This is a genomic window from Streptomyces sp. NPDC093510 (assembly GCF_040683555.1).
GTDB lineage: Bacteria > Actinomycetota > Actinomycetes > Streptomycetales > Streptomycetaceae > Streptomyces.
The window spans coordinates 44,874-62,592 of record NZ_JBFBEE010000043.1; the positions used below are offsets into that span (position 1 = coordinate 44,874).

18 protein-coding genes and 1 pseudogene are annotated in these 17,719 nt (G+C 69.3%); 15 read left to right on the top strand and 4 right to left on the bottom strand.

What is annotated here, in order from left to right; genetic code table 11:
• Positions 1–31: 31 nt before the first annotated feature.
• From AB0N81_RS40060 to AB0N81_RS40085, 6 genes are all read left to right on the top strand, one after another.
• Positions 32–667, top strand: coding sequence for a TlpA disulfide reductase family protein (locus AB0N81_RS40060; RefSeq protein ID WP_365367526.1), 636 nt, complete (start codon positions 32–34; stop codon positions 665–667).
• Positions 667–1,431 carry a cytochrome c biogenesis protein CcdA gene (locus AB0N81_RS40065; protein WP_365367528.1) on the top strand — a complete coding sequence of 255 codons (765 nt, stop codon included), beginning with the start codon at positions 667–669 and terminating at the stop codon, positions 1,429–1,431. Before AB0N81_RS40060 ends, AB0N81_RS40065 begins: the two co-directional genes overlap by 1 nt.
• A gap of 3 nt (positions 1,432–1,434) precedes the next feature.
• The gene (locus tag AB0N81_RS40070) at positions 1,435–3,195 is read left to right on the top strand and encodes a cytochrome c biogenesis protein ResB (RefSeq protein WP_365367530.1); all 1,761 of its coding nucleotides are present in this window, start codon (positions 1,435–1,437) and stop codon (positions 3,193–3,195) included.
• On the top strand, positions 3,192–4,289 hold the full coding sequence (gene ccsB, locus AB0N81_RS40075) for a c-type cytochrome biogenesis protein CcsB (protein WP_365367532.1): 1,098 nt from the start codon (positions 3,192–3,194) through the stop codon (positions 4,287–4,289). The genes AB0N81_RS40070 and ccsB overlap by 4 nt, the downstream gene beginning before the upstream one ends.
• A gap of 81 nt (positions 4,290–4,370) precedes the next feature.
• The gene (locus AB0N81_RS40080; RefSeq protein ID WP_365367534.1) at positions 4,371–5,006 is read left to right on the top strand and encodes an RNA polymerase sigma factor; all 636 of its coding nucleotides are present in this window, start codon (positions 4,371–4,373) and stop codon (positions 5,004–5,006) included.
• Complete coding sequence (locus AB0N81_RS40085; RefSeq protein WP_365367536.1) at positions 5,003–5,917, top strand: CU044_5270 family protein; 915 nt, start codon at positions 5,003–5,005, stop codon at positions 5,915–5,917. The genes AB0N81_RS40080 and AB0N81_RS40085 overlap by 4 nt, the downstream gene beginning before the upstream one ends.
• Positions 5,918–5,971: 54 nt before the next feature.
• Here AB0N81_RS40085 and AB0N81_RS40090 read toward each other — a convergent pair whose 3' ends face one another.
• Entirely contained in the window at positions 5,972–6,904 is a 933-nt protein-coding gene (locus tag AB0N81_RS40090) for a 2-oxoglutarate and iron-dependent oxygenase domain-containing protein (RefSeq protein ID WP_365367538.1), read from the bottom strand.
• A 122-nt stretch (positions 6,905–7,026) separates the two neighbouring features.
• Between AB0N81_RS40090 and AB0N81_RS40095 the strand changes: the two genes are divergently transcribed.
• A complete protein-coding gene (locus tag AB0N81_RS40095) occupies positions 7,027–8,007 on the top strand; it encodes a DMT family transporter (protein WP_365367540.1) in 981 nt (326 codons plus the stop codon).
• On the opposite strand, the pseudogene AB0N81_RS40100 reads toward AB0N81_RS40095, so the two are convergent.
• Positions 7,910–8,800 (bottom strand): annotated as a pseudogene (locus AB0N81_RS40100) (LysR family transcriptional regulator); the annotation flags it as partial. The gene AB0N81_RS40095 and the pseudogene AB0N81_RS40100 sit on opposite strands and share 98 nt — an antisense overlap.
• A 6-nt stretch (positions 8,801–8,806) precedes the next feature.
• Positions 8,807–9,127, bottom strand: a complete 321-nt coding sequence (locus AB0N81_RS40105; RefSeq protein ID WP_365367542.1) for a PLD nuclease N-terminal domain-containing protein — start codon at positions 9,125–9,127, stop codon at positions 8,807–8,809.
• Positions 9,128–9,216: 89 nt separating this feature from the next.
• On the opposite strand from AB0N81_RS40105, the gene AB0N81_RS40110 reads away from it, so the two are divergent.
• Genes AB0N81_RS40110 through AB0N81_RS40120 form a run of 3 tightly spaced genes read left to right on the top strand, consistent with a single transcriptional unit; the run spans position 9,217 to position 12,276 of the window.
• A complete protein-coding gene (locus AB0N81_RS40110) occupies positions 9,217–10,677 on the top strand; it encodes a menaquinone biosynthesis decarboxylase (protein WP_365367544.1) in 1,461 nt (486 codons plus the stop codon).
• Positions 10,674–11,576 (top strand): menaquinone biosynthesis prenyltransferase MqnP, encoded by a 903-nt coding sequence (mqnP, locus tag AB0N81_RS40115; RefSeq protein WP_365367546.1) that lies wholly within the window; start codon positions 10,674–10,676, stop codon positions 11,574–11,576. Before AB0N81_RS40110 ends, mqnP begins: the two co-directional genes overlap by 4 nt.
• Before the next feature lies 1 nt (position 11,577).
• The gene (locus AB0N81_RS40120; protein WP_365367548.1) at positions 11,578–12,276 is read left to right on the top strand and encodes a UbiX family flavin prenyltransferase; all 699 of its coding nucleotides are present in this window, start codon (positions 11,578–11,580) and stop codon (positions 12,274–12,276) included.
• Here AB0N81_RS40120 and AB0N81_RS40125 read toward each other — a convergent pair.
• Positions 12,273–12,395, bottom strand: coding sequence for a hypothetical protein (locus AB0N81_RS40125; protein ID WP_365367550.1), 123 nt, complete (start codon positions 12,393–12,395; stop codon positions 12,273–12,275). The two genes, AB0N81_RS40120 and AB0N81_RS40125, sit on opposite strands and share 4 nt — an antisense overlap.
• A gap of 133 nt (positions 12,396–12,528) precedes the next feature.
• On the opposite strand from AB0N81_RS40125, the gene AB0N81_RS40130 reads away from it, so the two are divergent.
• From AB0N81_RS40130 to AB0N81_RS40150, 5 genes are all read left to right on the top strand, one after another.
• Positions 12,529–12,984, top strand: coding sequence for an Lrp/AsnC family transcriptional regulator (locus tag AB0N81_RS40130; RefSeq protein ID WP_365367564.1), 456 nt, complete (start codon positions 12,529–12,531; stop codon positions 12,982–12,984).
• Between the two features lie 90 nt (positions 12,985–13,074).
• Positions 13,075–14,238, top strand: coding sequence for an aminofutalosine synthase MqnE (gene mqnE / locus AB0N81_RS40135; RefSeq protein ID WP_365367552.1), 1,164 nt, complete (start codon positions 13,075–13,077; stop codon positions 14,236–14,238).
• A 126-nt stretch (positions 14,239–14,364) separates the two neighbouring features.
• Positions 14,365–14,658, top strand: a complete 294-nt coding sequence (locus tag AB0N81_RS40140) for a DUF4229 domain-containing protein (protein ID WP_365367554.1) — start codon at positions 14,365–14,367, stop codon at positions 14,656–14,658.
• A gap of 354 nt (positions 14,659–15,012) precedes the next feature.
• A complete protein-coding gene (locus tag AB0N81_RS40145) occupies positions 15,013–16,407 on the top strand; it encodes a dicarboxylate/amino acid:cation symporter (RefSeq protein ID WP_365367556.1) in 1,395 nt (464 codons plus the stop codon).
• Positions 16,408–16,727: 320 nt separating this feature from the next.
• On the top strand, positions 16,728–17,366 hold the full coding sequence (locus tag AB0N81_RS40150) for a TetR/AcrR family transcriptional regulator (RefSeq protein ID WP_365367566.1): 639 nt from the start codon (positions 16,728–16,730) through the stop codon (positions 17,364–17,366).
• Positions 17,367–17,719 lie beyond the last annotated feature (353 nt).

Sequence of the window (17,719 nt, forward strand, 5' to 3'; positions counted from 1 at the left end):
ATCGGCGAAATGGACATGCGAAACTTTTCACATGAGTGTCGCCTGCCGTGCCCCACACCGCATCGATAGCAGCAGTCGCCGTCGTGGTCGCGCTGCCCTGCTCGCCTCGGGCGCCGCGGTCGCGGCGCTGGCTCTGACCGCTTGCAGCTCCGGCGGAGTGTCGGGCGGCTCCGGGAACACCAACTTCGTCGCCGGGTCGGATGGCATCGCCACCGTCAAGAAGGGCGACCGCAAGGCGAACCCCTCGCTCGACGGGGAGACCCTCGACGGCGAGAAGCTGGACATCACCAAGGCCTACAAGGGCAAGATCGTGGTCATCAACGTCTGGGGTTCCTGGTGCGCGCCGTGCCGGGCCGAGGCGCCGAACTTCGTGAAGATCGCCAAGGAGACCAAGGCCAAGGGCGTCGAGTTCGTCGGCATCAACACCCGTGACCCCGAGCGCGGCCCCGCGATCCAGTTCGAGAAGCAGCACAAGGTTCCCTACCCGAGCCTGTACGACCCGATGGGGAAGCTCATGCTGCGCTTCCCCCAGGGTTCGCTCAACCCGAACGCCATCCCCTCCACGCTCGTCGTCGACCGGGACGGGAAGATCGCGGCCCGCGCGCAGCAGCCGCTGAGCGAGGAGAAGCTGCGGAAGATGATCGACCCCGTGCTCGCGGAGAAGTGATGTCGACGCTCGCGGCCGTCAGCGGTACGAACCAGACCGTCATGAGCGGGGCCCTGCTCCTCGCGATCCCGGTCGCCCTGCTCGGCGGGCTGGTCTCCTTCTTCTCACCGTGCGTCCTGCCGCTGGTGCCCGGCTATCTGTCGTACGTCACCGGGGTCGGCGGCCAGGACCTCGGGGAGGCGCGGCGCGGCCGGATGGCCGCCGGGGCCGGTCTCTTCGTCGCCGGCTTCACCGTCGTCTTCGTCTCCGCCACCGTCTTCTTCGGTGCCCTCGGCCGCACGCTCAAGGAGCACCAGAGCACCATCAACACGACGCTCGGCGTGGTGATGATCGTGCTCGGGCTCTTCTTCATGGGGCTCATGCCCTGGCTCACCCAGCGCGAGTTCCGCTTCCACAAGCGGCCCGCCGTCGGGCTGGCCGGCGCGCCGGTGGTGGGCGCCCTCTTCGCCGTGGGCTGGACGCCGTGCATCGGCCCGACCCTCGCCTCGGTCATGGCGCTCTCCGCCGACAGCGGCAATCCGCAGCGCGGCGCGATCCTCGGTGTCGCGTACTCCCTGGGGCTCGGCATTCCGTTCATCCTCGCGGCCGTGGCCTTCCGTAAGACCCTCGGTGCCTTCGGCTGGGTGAAGCGGCACTACGTCTGGGTGATGCGCGTCGGCGGCATCATGATGATCGCGACCGGCCTGCTCCTCGTCACCGGTGTGTGGGACAGCATCGTGCAGGACATGCAGGTCTGGACCAGCAGCTACTCGGTGGGGATCTGATCCATGAGCAAGACCGAAGCTCCCGAAGACAAGACCGCAACCCCTGACGAGCCGGGTGAGTTCGGTGCCGCCGGCGCCAGCATGTCCACCGCCCCGCGGGACCGGGACCGGGAGGACACCGCGCCCAACCTGCCCCGGCTCGGCGTCATCGGCTGGCTGCGCTGGTTCTGGCGGCAGCTCACCTCGATGCGGGTCGCGCTGATCCTGCTCCTGCTGCTCTCGCTCGGCGCGATTCCGGGCTCCCTGATCCCGCAGAACAACGTCGACGAGCTCAAGGTCCAGGACTTCATGGACCGGCACACCACGCTCGGCCCGCTCTACGACAAGCTGCAGCTCTTCGACGTCTACAGCTCGGTGTGGTTCTCCGCGATCTACATCCTGTTGTTCGTCTCCCTCATCGGCTGCATCGTGCCCCGCACCTGGCAGTTCGTCGGCCAGCTCCGCAGCCGCCCGCCGGGCGCCCCCAGGAAGCTGACGCGGCTGCCCGCGTACACGACGTGGCGCACCGACGCCGAGCCGGAGAAGGTGCACGAGGCCGCGCTCGCGATGCTTCAGCAGCGCCGCTTCCGCGCGCACACCGAGGGCTCCGGCGCGGGCAGGTCGGTCGCGGCGGAGAAGGGCTATCTGCGCGAGGTGGGCAACCTGCTCTTCCACATCGCGCTGATCGTGATGCTGCTCGCCTTCGCCGCCGGACAGCTCTTCAAGTCCGAGGGCGGCAAGCTGATCATGGAGGGCGACGGCTTCTCCAACACCCTCAGCCAGTACGACGACTTCAAGTCCGGCAGCCTCTTCGACTCCCAGGACCTGGAGCCGTTCAGCTTCAAGCTCGACAAGTTCGTCGGTACGTACGAGAAGTCGGGCCCCAATCGCGGCACGGCCCGCACCTATCGCGCGGACGTCACCTACTCCGAGGGCGCCGACGGCCCCGAGAAGAAGAAGTCCATCGAGGTCAACGAGCCGCTTCAGGTCGGCGGCTCGAAGGTCTACCTCATCGGCCACGGCTTCGCCCCCGCGGTCACCGTCCGCGACGGCAAGGGCAAGGTCGTCTACCAGGCGTCCGTGCCGGTGCTGCCCATCGACCAGAACGGCACCGCGACCGGCGCCATCAAGGTCATGGACAACTACCGCGACAAGAACGGCAAGCCGGACCAGCTCGGGTTCAACGCCTTCTTCGTGCCGACCTTCGCGGGTGTGGGCAAGGGGCAGATGTTCTCGCAGTTCCCCGCCGCCGACTATCCGGTGCTCGCGCTGTCCGCGTACCACGGCAGCCTGGGCGTCGACGCCGGTGTCCCGCAGAACGTGTACCAGCTGGACACCCGCAAGATGAAGAAGTTCAAGGACGCCGACGGCGAGCTGTTCAAGCAGCGGCTGCGCCCCGGTGAGACCATGACGCTCCCTGACGGCGCCGGGTCGATCACCTTCGAGAAGAACCTCAAGGAGTGGGCGACCTTCCAGGTCTCCCAGCAGCCCGGCACCGGCTGGGCGCTGGGCGGCGCGATCGCCGCCGTCGCCGGTCTCGCGGGATCGCTGTTCATCCAGCGCCGCCGCGTGTGGGTGCGGGCGGTCAGGGGCGCCGACGGCGTCACCGTCGTGGAGATGGCGGGCCTTGGCCGCAGCGAGTCCGCGAAGGTCCCCGAGGAGCTCGCCCAGCTCGCCGCCCAGCTGCACGACCAGGCGCCGAGCGCGCCCGAGCCCGACCCGGAGGCGGAAGCACCTTCCGGCTCCGACCCCGATGTTGTACCTGCCGAAGGGGCTGAGAAGTGAATCTCGCCGCCACCCTGGCCGCCGAGCCCAACGAGAACCTCGCACACATCAGCAACGTGCTGATCTATTCCGCGATGGCCGTCTATCTCCTGGCCTTCTTCGCACACATGGCGGAGTGGCTCTTCGGCAGCCGCAGCAAGGTCGCCCGCACCGCCGCGGCCCTCACCCCCAGCAAGACCGCCACCGCCGAGGCAACCGCGGTCACCGTCCAGGCCAAGGGCGGCGGCACCGCCACCCTGGAGCGGCCGAAGGTCGTCACCCGGTCGGTGGCCGGCACCCGTGACGTGCCGGACGGGCCCGGCGCGTCCGGCGGCGACGAGAAGGGCGACCTGTACGGCCGCATCGCCGTCTCGCTCACCGTGCTCGCGTTCCTCCTGGAGTTCGGCGGTGTCCTCACCCGCGCCCTGTCGGTGCAGCGTGCGCCGTGGGGCAACATGTACGAGTTCAGCATCACCTTCTCCACCGTCGCCGTCGCCGTGTACCTGGTGCTTCTCGCGCTGAAGAAGAACATCGCCTGGCTCGGCCTCCCGCTGGTCACGACGGTCCTGCTCGACCTCGGTCTCGCCGTCACCGTCCTGTACACCGACAGCGACCAGCTGGTCCCGGCCCTGCACTCGTACTGGCTGTGGATTCACGTCTCCACGGCGATCTTCTGCGGCGCGGTCTTCTACGTCGGCGGCGTCGGCACCCTGCTCTACCTCTTCCGGGACAGCTACGAGTCGAAGCTCGCGAGCGGCGGGAAGCCCGGCAAATTCGCCACGTCCGTCCTGGAACGGCTGCCCTCGGCGGCCTCGCTCGACAAGTTCTCGTACCGCCTGAACGCCGCGATCTTCCCGCTGTGGACGTTCACGATCATCGCGGGCGCGATCTGGGCGGGCGACGCGTGGGGCCGCTACTGGGGCTGGGACCCCAAGGAGGTCTGGTCCTTCATCACCTGGGTGGCCTACGCCTGCTACCTGCACGCTCGCGCCACCGCCGGCTGGAAGGGCCGCAAGGCCGCCTACCTGGCCCTGATCGCCTTCGGCTGCTGGCTGTTCAACTACTACGGCGTGAACATCTTCGTCACCGGCAAGCACTCGTACGCCGGAGTCTGAGCGACGCGTCTCCGCGAGAAGCCGGTTCCCGTGACCCAGGTCACGGGAACCGGCTTCTTCCGTATGGACAGGTAGGGGGGTGTGGAGACGAATCAGGGGGAACTTCAGGCCCGTCACAGAGCGCTGCGCGTCCGCATCAGGGACGGTGACGCCGACGCCTTCGGCGAGCTCTTCGACGCGTACGCGCGCTCCGTCTACAACCACGCCTACCGGCTGACGGGCGACTGGTCCTCGGCCGAGGACATCGTGTCCCTGACCTTCCTCGACGCGTGGCGGCTGCGCGGCCGGGTCGACGCGGACGGCGGGTCGCTGCGGCCCTGGCTGCTCGGCGTCGCCACGAACGTCACCCGTAACGTGCGCCGGGCGGCCCGCCGGCACGCGGCCGCCGTCGCCCGGCTGCCGCGGGACGAGACGGCCCCCGACTTCGCGGACGAGCTCGCCGGGCGCATCGACGACGAGGAGCAGCTCGCCCTGGTCCGTACGGCGCTGGGGAAGCTGCGCCGCGCCGAGCGTGAGGTGCTCGCGCTCTGCGTCTGGTCGGGCCTCGAGTACACCGCCGCCGCGCAGGCCCTCGGCATTCCGGTCGGCACCGTGCGCTCCCGGCTCTCCCGGGCCCGCGCGAAACTCGCAAAAGCCTTGGAACCACCCAAGAGGCGCGGACAGGTAAGAGGTGACCGCACCACCGCGGTCAGGCCCATCAAGGAGGGAAACCGATGAACGAATTTCCCGATCGCGACCTTCCGCCGGGCCGTCATCACCTGCTCAAGGAGCACCTGTTGACCGAGATCCGGCAGAACGAGAAGAAGGCGCCCGCGCTGCGGAAGGTCTGGTTCCGGCCCGCGCTCGTCGCGGGAGCGGTGGCCGCGGCCACCGCGGCGGGCGTCCTGGTCGCCTCGCCGTTCGGCGACCGGGCGGCGCAGGCGGGCCCGCCGTCGAAGGAGACCGTGCGGATGCTGGAGGAGATCGCCGCGGCGGCGAAGGCGCAACCCGCCCCGAAGGACCTGCGCGACGACCAGTTCGTGTACGTCAAGACCAAAGAGCGGTACATGGAGACGGGCAGCGACGAGAAGTCCCGCCTCCAGCCCCTGCACGTCCGGGAGTACTGGAACTCGGTGGACGGCAGGCACACGGAGGTGATCAACGACCGCGTCGACGGTTTCGACCACGAGCGGTTGCCGCCGGACCTGCCGCTCGTGGAGGGCAACTCGCACTACCGCAGCCTGCAGAAGCTGCCGACCGACCCGGTCAACATGCGGGACTGGCTCTACCGGGTGGCCTCGGGGGGCGAGAGCAAGGACCAGAACGCGTTCGTCCAGGTCGGCGACCTCTGCGGTGGTCTGATGCCGCCGAAGCAGGCTGCCGCGCTCTACCTCGCCGCGTCGACGATCCCCGGCGTCGAGGTGCGCGGGGACGTGGTGGACGCGGCGGGACGGCACGGTGTGGCCATCACCCGCGAGAACGACGGCGAGCGCCAGGAGCTGATCTTCGACAAGAAGACCAAGCAGTTCCTCGGTGAGCGGCAGGTGGCGGTCGAGGATCTGCCGACGGGCTTCAAGAAGGGCACGGTGACCGCCCACACCGCCGTCCTGGAGCGCGTCGTCGTCGACAAGGCGGGACGGCGTCCGTAGGTGCGGACCCGGGCTGGGTGTGGACCCGGGCTGCGGAGGCGTGCCGCGGCCTGGCTACTCCACTGCGATCGCGTCCAGCTGCCCCCTCAGGTACACGTGCGAGTCGATGCCCCGCACGTCGGTGCCCGGGTCGCATTCGTAGAAGTACACGAGTGACATCAGCTCCTCGGCGGGCAGTTCGGCGGGCGGTGGAAGCACCCGGTGGCGGCCGGACTGCCAGCGGCCGCCGGACCAGCGCGCCATCAGGTCGCCGATGTTGACCGTGAACGCCGCCGGGTCGAACGGCGCGTCCTCCCAACCGCCCTCGTCGGTGAACACCTGGAGCCCGCCCCTGCCCTCCTGCCGGTCGAGGACCGTCACCGTGCCGAAGTCCGTGTGCGGGCCGATGCGGAACTGGCCCGGCTCGGGCTCGCCCACCCGCTCCCGCCCCGGGTACCAGTTGATGTTGAAGCCCCAGGTGGGGTGCCCCGTATGGCGGGTGAAGAAGTCCTCTTCCTCGCCGAGCGCCACGCCGAGCAGTTCCAGGAGGCGGTCGGAGAGTGACCGCATCTCGCGCAGGTACGTCTGGACGAGCGCTCGCAGCTCGGGTGTCTCGTCCGGCCAGGTGTTGGGTGTGAACCACTCGGCGTCCACGGCCGGGTCGCCCGTCGGGTCCTCCGCCGCGAAGGACAGCGACTCCTTCAGGTCCGGGGGAGCGGGCGTGCCCTCCGCGTAGCTGTTGGCCTCGGCGCCCGGCCCCAGCCAGCCGCGCCCGCCCACCTTCACCGCGTACGGCCGCTTCGACGCGTCCGGCAGGCGGAAGAAGCCGCGCGCCGACGACCTGATCGCCGCGCGCAGATCCGGATCGACGCCGTGTCCGGTCACCAGGAGGAACCCGGCGCTCCGCAGAGCCTCGTCGACGGTCCGCGCCGTCCGCGCGCGGGCCCCGGGGCCGTCGGAGAGCCACGGACGCAGGTCGACCGTCGGAATGCGGGATGCGCTGCTCATGCCTCCCATCGTGCCCATGCGGGCCCCCGGTCAGGCCTCATCGGCAGCGCCGATGGAGCCATCGGGAGGACGCCCCACTGGCGCGTGGACCAGCGCGTACACCCGCTCGTAGCTTCAGCGGCATGGCAACCGACGGCATGACCACCACCAAGTCCTCCGAGCGCTCCGGCGCGCTCCAGCTCACCGCCGCCATGATGCTGTCCGGCACCCTCGGCATCTTCGTCGTCGAGTCCGGCGCGTCCGCCTTCAACGTCGTCTTCTTCCGCGTCCTGTTCGGCGCCCTCGCCCTCGGCGCGTACGCATTCGCCCGCGGCTACTTCCGCGACCACGGCCTCACCCTGAAGAAGCTCGGCCTCGCCGCGCTCGGCGGCGTGTTCATCGTCTTCAACTGGGTGTTCCTCTTCAAGGCGTACGAGGCCACCTCGATCTCGCTGGCCACCGTCGTCTACCACACACAGCCGTTCTTCCTTGTGCTGCTCAGCGCCGTCGTCCTGCGCGAGCGCCTGACCCGCACCCAACTGGGCTGGCTCGCGGCCGCGTTCGCCGGTCTCGTACTGGTCTCCGGAGTGCGCCCCGGCGACGCGGGCTCGCTCGCGGGCATCGGCCTCGCGCTCCTCGCCGCCGTCCTCTACGCCCTGTCCACCCTCGTCACCATGGGGGTCACCGGCGTACGGCCGCACCTGATCGCCCTGGTCCAAGTCCTCGTCGGCATACCGCTGTTGCTGCCCTTCACCGACTTCGGCGCGATGAGCGGCACGGGCGCCGGGTGGGCCTGGCTGGCGGGCCTGGGTGTGATCCACACCGGACTGATGTACGTCCTGATGTACGCGGCGTACGCCAAGCTGCCCACCGCCAAGATCGCCGTGCTCGCCTTCACCTACCCGGCCGTCGCGATGGTCGCCGACTGGGCCGTCTACGGCCACCACATCGGACTCGTCCAGGCGCTCGGCGTCCCGCTGATCGTGCTGGCCGGCCTCAAGGTGACCCTGGCGCGGGCGACGAACTCTGCTCCCGCACCAGCCGCACGGCCTGCTCCACGAACAGCCGCACCTGCGGCGGCAGACGCTTCCCCGACCGCCACGCGAGCTGCGTCCACAGCGTGAACGGCGGCTCCCACGGCAGTCGTACGAGCGTGCCGTCCGCCAGCTCCCGCGCCACCGCCACGGCGGGCAGCAGCGCCACCCCGAGCCCGCCCGCCACGCCCTGCTTGGTCGCCTCGATGGTGCCGAACTCCATGAACGGCGGCGGCGCACCGGTCCGCTCCCGCAGCTCCTCCTCGAAGAGGTCGCGGTAGGGGCAGCCGGGCTCGGTGCCGACGAGCTGGGCGGCGGCCAGGTCGTCCGTGGTGAGCTTTTCCGCTCCCCGCGCGGCCAGCGGGTGGGCCGGGGCGCAGACCAGGACCAGCGGCTCCTCGGCGAGGACCTCGGTCTCCAGGCCCTGGTGCTCGGTCTCCGGCTCCATCAGGAAGCCCACGTCGTACGTCCCCTGCCGCAGCGCCTGCCGGGTCTCGTCGCCCAGCGTGGGGCGCAGGGAGAGCCGCACCTTCGGGTAGCGGTGGTGGAAGAGTTCGAGGAGCGGCGGCAGCCGGTAGGACGTCAGCGACTCCATCGTGCCGACCGCGATCGTGCCGGACGGCTCGTCGGCGCCGACGACTGCGGCCCGCGCCTCGTCGGCGAGGTCGATGATCTGCCGGGCGTAGGGCAGCAGCCGGGTCCCCGCATCGGTCAGGCGGATGCGGCTGCCGAGCCGGTCGAACAGCTCGGTGCCGAGCGAGGTCTCCAGGGCGCGGATCTGGCTGGTGACGCTGGACTGCGCGTACTTCAGCTCGGTGGCGGCCCGGGTGAAGCTGAGGACGGTGGCGACCTTCTCGAAGGTCACGAGGAGTCGCAGTTCCATGGCTTCTCAGCCCTCGGTGCCCTTGTCGCGCTTCCTGTCGCCGTCGTCGTCGGGGTCCTCTTCCTTGAGGGACTTCAGGAACTCCGGGTTGTCGTCGGGCGCGACCCAGCGGGTCCTGCCGCCCTCGGCGGTGCCGGGCGCGTGCCGCTTCTTGCCGGTGACGAACCAGGCGATCGGGCCGAGCAGCACCTCTCCGAAGAGGAGCACGATGATGACCCACACCACCTTGGGCAGATGCCTGACCTCCTTCTCCGGAGTGTTCAGGACATCGATGAAGGCATAGATCCACACTGCCAGGACCAGCAGGAACGGCAGATACCTGAGCATGGTGGCGGGATCCCCCAAGCGGTGGCGGCGGGAGGCGTGCGGGCCCCCGGTGACGGGGCCAGGGTAACCGGTGCCGGATACTGGAACGCATGGCTTACGACGATCTTCGCTCCCTGCTCCGGGCACTGGACCGCGAGGGCGATCTCAAGCGCATCAAGGCCGAGGTCGACCCGTACCTGGAGGTCGGTGAGATCGTCGACCGGGTGCAGAAGGCCGGCGGGCCCGCGCTCCTCTTCGAGAACGTCAAGGGCTCCGCGATGCCCCTGGCCATGAACGTGTACGGGACGGACCGCCGCCTCCTGAAGGCGCTCGGCCTGAAGTCGTACGGCGAGATCAGCGAGAAGATCGGCGGCCTGCTCAAGCCGGAGCTGCCGCACGGCTTCGTCGGGGTGCGCGAGGCGTTCGGCAAGCTCGGCGCGATGACGCACGTACCGCCGAAGAAGGTGAAGTCCGACAGTGCTCCTGTCCAGGAGGTCGTGCTCACCGGCGACGACGTCGACCTGGAGCAGCTGCCCGCGCTCTTCACCTGGCCCGAGGACGGCGGCTCCTTCTTCAACCTGGGCCTGACCCACACCAAGGACCCGGACACCGGGGTGCGCAACCTCGGTCTGTACCGCCTCCAGCGCCACGACAAGCGCACCATCGGCATGCACTGGCAGATCCACAAGGACAGCCGCAACCACTACCAGGTGGCGGCGCGGCGCGGCGAGAAGCTGCCGGTCGCCATCGCCTTCGGCTGCCCGCCGGCCGTGACGTACGCCTCCACGGCGCCGCTGCCCGGTGACATGGACGAGTACATGCTGGCCGGGTTCATCCAGGGCAAGCGCGTGGAGATGGTCGACTGCAAGACGGTCCCGCTCCAGGTCCCGGCGCACGCCGAGGTCGTCATCGAGGGCTGGCTTGAGCCCGGCGAGATGCTCCCCGAAGGCCCCTTCGGCGACCACACCGGCTTCTACACGCCGCAGGAGCCGTTCCCCGCACTGAAGATCGACTGCGTGACGATGCGGCAGCGTCCGCTGCTCCAGTCGATCGTGGTCGGCCGCCCGCCGACGGAGGACGGCCCGCTCGGCCGCGCCACGGAGAGGTTCTTCCTCCCCCTCCTCAAGGTGATCGTCCCGGACATCGTCGACTACCACCTGCCGGAGTCGGGCGGCTTCCACAACTGCGCGATCGTCTCGATCGACAAGAAGTACCCGAAGCACGCGCAGAAGGTCATGCACGCCATCTGGGGCGCCCACATGATGTCCCTGACGAAGCTGATCGTCGTCGTGGACAAGGACTGCGACGTCCATGACCTGCACGAGGTGTCCTGGCGCGCGCTCGGCAACACGGACTACGCCCGTGACCTCACCGTCGTCGAGGGCCCGGTCGACCACCTCGACCACGCCTCCTACCAGCAGTTCTGGGGCGGCAAGGCGGGCATAGACGCGACGAAGAAGCTGCCCGAGGAGGGCTACACCCGGGACGGCGGCTGGCCGAACATGGTCGAGTCCGACCCGGCCGTCGCGGCGAAGGTGGACCGTCGCTGGAAGGAGTACGGACTCTCGTGAGTTCAGCATCAGCCGCGATCCCGCAGCCGGGGCGCACCAAGGCATTCCTGCGGCTCGTCATGATCGAGCACTCGGTGTTCGCGCTGCCGTTCGCCTACATCGCCGCGCTGACCGCGATGTTCCGGCTGGACGAGAACATCCACTGGGGGCGGCTGCTCCTGGTCACCGTCTGCATGGTGGGCCTGCGGACGTTCGCGATGGCGGCGAACCGGATCATCGACCGCGAGATCGACGCCCGCAACCCGCGCACCGCCCACCGCGAGCTCGTCACGGGCGCGGTGTCGGTGAAGTCCGCGTGGACGGGCGCGCTGATCGCGCTCGCCGTGTTCCTCGGCTCGGCCGCGCTGCTCAACCCGCTCTGCCTGGCGCTCGCGCCCGTCGCGGTGATCCCGATGGTCGTCTACCCGTACGGCAAGCGGTTCACGAACTTCCCGCAGGCGATCCTCGGCCTGGCCCAGGCGATCGGCCCGATCGGCGCGTGGCTCGCGGTGACCGGCGAGTGGTCCTGGCAGGCGGTGATACTCGGACTCGCGGTCGGCATCTGGATCGGCGGCTTCGACCTGATCTACGCCTGCCAGGACGTGGAGACGGACCGCGAGGTCGGCGTGAAGTCGGTGCCGGCACGCTTCGGCATCCCGGCCGCCATCCGGGGCGCGCGCGGCTGTCACCTCGTGACCACGGCACTCTTCGTCTGGTACGCCGCGTCCACCGACGCGGGCGGGTTCTTCTGGCTCGGTCTCGCGATCGTGGCCGGTGCCTTCGTCTACGAGCACTCGATCGTGAAGCCGCACGACCTGTCCCGGCTGAACCGCGCCTTCTTCCAGGTGAACGGCTTCATCGGGATCGCCCTGTTCGTGTGCGCGCTGCTCGATCTGCTCGTACGCGGGCTCACTGTCTGAAATGCCGACGGATAGGCTGCAGAGCGTGAACCCAGGAGATACGCAGCGTAGGCCTTGGATCGTGGGGGTGTCGGGGGCGTCCGGGACGCCTTACGCCGCCGCCGTGCTGCGCGCGCTGCTCGCGGCGGGGGAGAGCGTGGACCTCGTCGTGTCGCGGGCCTCGCGCCTGACGCTGCTCGACGAGACGGGCATCGCCTTCCGGGACGCGCACTGGCGGGACGATCTGCGGCAGTGGCTGGGGCGCGGCGCGGACGGCAAGCCGGGGGTGTTCGACCCGGACGTGTCCGACGTGCGGTACTGGGCCGCCGGTGATCTGGCGGCGGGTCCTTCCTCGGGGTCGTACGCGACGAAGGGGATGCTGATCGTGCCGGCGTCCACGGCGTGCGTGGCCGGGGTGGCGCTCGGGCTCTCGAAGGATCTGCTGCAGCGGTCGGCGAGCGTGACGCTGAAGGAAGGCCGACGGCTCGTGGTCTGCGTGCGCGAGACGCCGCTGAACGGGCAGACGCTGAAGCACTTGGTGGGCCTGGACGAGGCGGGCGCGATCGTGCTGCCCGCCTCTCCGGCGTTCTACGCGGGGGCGACGCACATCCAGGATCTGGTGGACTTCGTCGCCGGGCGGGTGCTGGACGCGGCACGGGTGCCGCACAGCTTGTACCGCCGGTGGGAGGGAGAGCTGGGCTCCGGCTCCCAGGGGGGTTAGCGCTTCTTGGCGGCGCGCTTCGCGCGGGCCTCGGGCGCGGCGGTCTTGTGGGCACGCGAGCGGTTGGCCATGTCCTGGAGCTCGCGCATGCGGGCGTAGGCCATCTCGATCGAGTACACGGGTGACTCACTCCTGAAGGATCGTCGTTGATCGGCTGAGATTGAGAGAGATTCACAGGGCGCAAGCCCTGTTGCGCCTTAGATTCTACACATAGACTCGCGGTATCGCTGAATAATGAAAGGCATCGCACCTATGGACGCCGTGGACAGGCAGCTCATCCAGGCCCTGCGGGAGAACGGTCGGGCCTCGTACGCGGAACTCGGGCGGCTCGTGGGCCTCTCCGGGCCCAGCGTCACGGACCGCATCAACCGCCTCGAGGCGGCCGGTGTCATCACGGGCTACCGCGCGACCGTCGACTCCGCCTCGCTCGGCCTCGGTGTCATCGCCCTCATCGGCATCTCGCTCTCCGACGCCGCCGACCACGAGGACGTGGCGCGGCGCCTGAAGGACCTGCACGAGATCGAGGACTGCTGGTTCATCGCGGGCGACGACTCGTACATGCTCAAGGTCAGGGCCAGCGACGTGGACGGCCTGGAGAAGACGATCCGCCGCCTCAGCGGTACGCGTGGGGTGTCCCGTACGCGGACGACCATCGTGCTCTCCACCAAGTGGGAGAACCGGGTCGGGGAGCTTCCGGAAGAGGCCTAGGCGTACGGTTGGCGGGAGTTTGTCGCAGGTCGCCGTCGGCGGGTCGCGGGTCGTAGGTCGTAGGTCGCTGGGAGAGGTAAGGGCGAGGTCATGGACGCAGGTCTCAAGCGCGAGCTGGAGCAGAAGGTCCGGGACGGCGAGAGGCTGTCCCGCGAGGACGGCATCGCGCTCTACGAGTCGGACGACCTGGCCTGGCTCGGCGGCCTCGCCCACGAGGTGCGCACCCGCAAGAACGGTGACGTCGTGCACTTCAACGTCAACCGTCACCTCAACATGACGAACGTGTGCACCGCGTCGTGCGCGTACTGCTCGTTCCAGCGCAAGCCGGGCGAGAAGGACGCGTACACGATGCGCATCGAGGAGGCCGTCCGCCTGGCCAAGGCGATGGAGGGCGAGAACCTCACCGAGCTGCACATCGTCAACGGCCTGCACCCCAACCTGCCGTGGCGCTACTACCCGCGTTCGCTGAGCGAGCTGAAGAAGGCGCTCCCGGACGTCTCCCTGAAGGCCTTCACGGCCACCGAGATCCACCACTTCGAGACGATCTCCGGCATGTCGGCCTCCGACATCCTGGACGAGCTCATCGAGGCGGGCCTGGAGTCGCTCACCGGCGGCGGCGCGGAGATCTTCGACTGGGAGGTCCGCCAGCACATCGTCGACCACCGCACCCACTGGGAGGACTGGTCGCGCATCCACCGCCTCGCGCACGAGAAGGGTCTGAAGACCCCGTGCACGATGCTGTACGGCCACATCGAGGAGCGGCGCCACCGCGTCGACCACGTCCTGCGGTTGCGTGAGCTCCAGGACGAGACGAACGGCTTCCAGGTCTTCATCCCCCTGCGCTACCAGCACGACTTCGTCGACATGCAGGACGGCAAGGTCAGGAACCGCCTCCAGGCGCGCACGACCATGGCCTCCGGCGCCGAGGCCCTGAAGACCTTCGCGGTCTCCCGCCTCCTCTTCGACAACGTCCCGCACGTCAAGGTCTTCTGGGTCATGCACGGCCTCCAGACCACGCAGCTCGCCCTCCAGCACGGCGCCGACGACATGGACGGCTCGGTCGTCGAGTACAAGATCACGCACGACGCGGACAACTTCGGCACCCCGAACAAGCTGACCCGCGAGGACCTCCTCGACCTGATCCGCGAGGCCGGCTTCCGCCCGGTCGAGCGGAACACGCGCTACGAGGCGATCCGCGAGTACGAGGGGCCCGACCCGATGCTGCGCGAGACGCCGCAGGCGATGCGGGTCTGACCCCGCCCTTGCCGGGGATGACCCCCTTGCCGGGGACGACCCCCTTGCCGGGGGAGAGCCCTCTCATGCTTCACTGGAGAGGCTCGTCCTGCTCGGGCCCATTTCGGAACGGAAGAGTGGATTGACATGCTCCGCTACACGCTGATGCGCCTCGGAATCTTCGTGGGTTGCTTCTTGGTCGTCTGGGGCCTCGTCTACTCCGAGATCCTGCCGCGCGGACTCGGCGACTCGAACCTGCTGTGGGTGCTGCTGCTCTCGCTGGTCATCTCCGCGCCCATCAGCTTCGTGGCCCTCCGCAAGGAGCGCGACCGCGCCTCGATGGACGTCGTCGCGCGCGTGGACCGGGCCAAGGCCAACCTGGAGGCGAACCGCACCCAGGAGGACGAGGCGGACGACGTGGCGCGCGCCCAGCGTTCGTAACGTTCATCACTCTCACCGGAACCCCGGCGCTGCGGCGCCGGGGTTTCGTGCGTTCCGTGCGTTCCGTGCGTTCCGTGCGGCTCCGGGGTGCTCGCGGACGGCCGCTATCTCAAACAAGACCTTTGATGTTCTCAAAGCACGAGTGTTAACGTGTTTGTCATGAAGACAGCAGCAGCGCACCGCCACGCCATGAGCGTCCCGCTCGTGGCGCGCCTGCATGTCGATCTCTGCCGCTGCATGTCCGCGGCCTGTCACATCTGAATGTGACCCCCGCAGCAGCGGCGCTGCTGACCCTTCGCGGTCGCCGCTCCCGTACGTCCCCCTCACCCTGACTTTCCTCACCGGAGTGTGTCCGTGTCCGCGAATTCCGCGACGCCCGCCGACAAGGCCGGCAAGACCGAGAAGCAGCCTGAGTCCCGCTTCCGGATAACCAAGTTCCTCAAGATCCCCTTCTGGGCGCAGATCCTCGGCGGCCTGGTCCTCGGTGTGCTGCTCGGCTGGATCGCCCGCAACCAGGACGTCGACTGGCTCGTCACCACCCTGTCCAAGGTCGGCGACACCTTCATCGGGCTGCTGAAGCTCGCGGTCGCCCCGCTCGTCTTCTTCGCGATCCTGGTGTCGATCACCAACCTGCGGAAGGTCAACAACGCCGCACGTCTGGCCACCCGCACCCTGCTGTGGTTCATGATCACGTCGCTGATCGCGGTCGCCATCGGCCTCACCATCGGCCTGCTCACCAACCCCGGCTCCGGCACCGGCCTCACGCCGAAGGACGGCAAGGCGCCCGAGCACGCCGGCTCCTGGATCGACTTCCTGACCGGCATCATCCCGAAGGACGTCATCACGCCCTTCACCGAGCTGAACGTCCTCCAGATCGTCTTCATGGCCGCCGTCGCGGGCATCGCCGTCCTCAAGATCGGCGACAAGGCGCAGCCCATCCTGGAACTGAGCGAGTCCGTTCTCGCCCTCCTCCAGAAGGCCCTGTGGTGGGTCATCAAGCTCTCCCCGATCGGCACCATCGGCCTCATCGGCTTCGCCATCGCGGACTACGGCTGGAACCTCATCAGCAAGTACGCGACGTTCACCGCGGACATCTACATCGGCTGCGCCCTGGTCCTCTTCGGCGTCTACCCGCTGCTGCTCGCGTTCGTCGCGAAGGTCAACCCGCTCCAGTTCTTCAAGGGCGCCTGGCCCGCGATCCAGCTCGCCTTCGTCTCCCGCTCCTCGGTCGGCACCATGCCGGTCACCCAGAAGGTCACCGAGCGCCTCGGCGTCCCGAAGGAGTACACGTCCTTCGCGGTGCCCTTCGGTGCTACGACGAAGATGGACGGCTGCGCCGCGATCTACCCGTCGATCGCCGCGATCTTCGTCGCGCAGATCTTCGATGTGAACCTGGGCATCAAGGAGTACCTGCTCATCGCGTTCGTGTCGGTCGTCGGGTCGGCCGCCACGGCGGGCCTGACGGGCGCCACGGTCATGCTGACGCTGACCCTGTCGACGCTCGGCCTGCCGATGGAGGGCGTGGGTCTGCTCCTCGCCATCGACCCCGTCCTGGACATGATGCGCACCGCGACGAACGTCGCCGGGCAGGCGCTGGTGCCTGTGATCGTCGCGGCCCGCGAGAAGATCCTCGACCACGAGGCGTACGAGAGTGCGTCGGCGTCGCCGCTCGACGAGTTCGACGGGTCCGACGGGTCCGACGTGGCCGACGAGACGCCGTCGTCGCGTGCGGTGCCTGCCGCCGCCTGACGTTCCCAGGGTCAGCTCAGGGCCCCTGCACGCATCTTCGGCGTGCAGGGGCCTTGGCGTTGAGTCTTCCGCGGCTTCGGCTTCGGTTCCGGCTCTGGCTCCGGTTCCCAGCTGCTGCGTCTCGACGACGCGTTGATCGTGCCGGTGGGCGGGTCCATCCGGTAATCGTGCCCCGGCTTCCGTTGACCGTACGCTGACGTGTGAACGGACAGCGTGGGAAGGCGGGGGCCGGGGTGGGCGTGGGCACGGGTGTGGGCGCGGGTGTGGGCGCGGGTGTGGGCGCGGATGTGAGCGTGGGTGGGAAGCGGCGGCAGAAGCGGATGCCGCGGGCCGTGCGTGAGCAGCAGATGCTGGACGCGGCGGTGCGGACCTTCGGGCAGCGGGGGTATCGGGCCGCCTCCATGGACGAGATCGCTGAGCTCGCGGGGGTCTCCAAGCCGCTCGTGTACCTGTACCTCAACTCCAAGGAAGAGCTCTTCAGCGCGTGCATCCGGCGGGAGGCCGCCGCGCTCGTCGCCGCGGTGCGGGAGGGTGCCGGCGGCTCCGTCGGTGAGCCCGCCGACCGCCAACTGTGGGACGGACTGCGGGCGTTCTTCACACACACCGCGGAACGGCCCGACGGGTGGGCCGTGCTGCACAGCCAGGCGCGGACGCAGGGGGAGCCGTTCGCGGCCGAGGTGGCCGCGATGCGGGAGGAGATCGTCGCCTACGTGACCTCGCTCATCGCGGAGGCGGCGCGGACGGCGCACGGGGACCCGTCGCTGCCCGAGCGGGAGGTCGCGGGGCTGGCCCAGGCGTTGGTGGGGGCGGCGGAGTCCCTGGCCGGGTGGGCCAATACGGACGGGTCCGTGTCGGCGCGGGAGGCGGCGGCCACGCTCATGAACTTTGCGTGGGCGGGGCTTGGGGGGCTGATGGAGGGGCGCCGGTGGCTGTGCCCTTCGGCTCCCGCGTCCCCGTGAGGCGCGACGCCTTGGGCGGGGTTCGCCTTCCGCCCGTCTGTGGGGCGGGGCCGTGGGGGTATGTACGTACTCGCTATCCCTTCGCCACGCCTCAAGTCCAAAGACGCCAATGTGTGCTCGGTGCTCCGTGCGCACATACCCCCACGTCCCCTCGGGCCGGTTTCGCGACTGCCGGCCGGTGGAGGGTCACCCCCCTACTGCTCCTACCCCTGCAGGGCGTCGCGGGGAACACCCCGCCCACCCGCCCCTACTCCTGCGGGGACGTCGCGGGGTGCACGGGTGGGTGGGTGGGATACATCCGCCGCGAAGCGGCGGGTTTGGGGGTTTTGGGCTTACGGGGTGGGTTCGCGGCT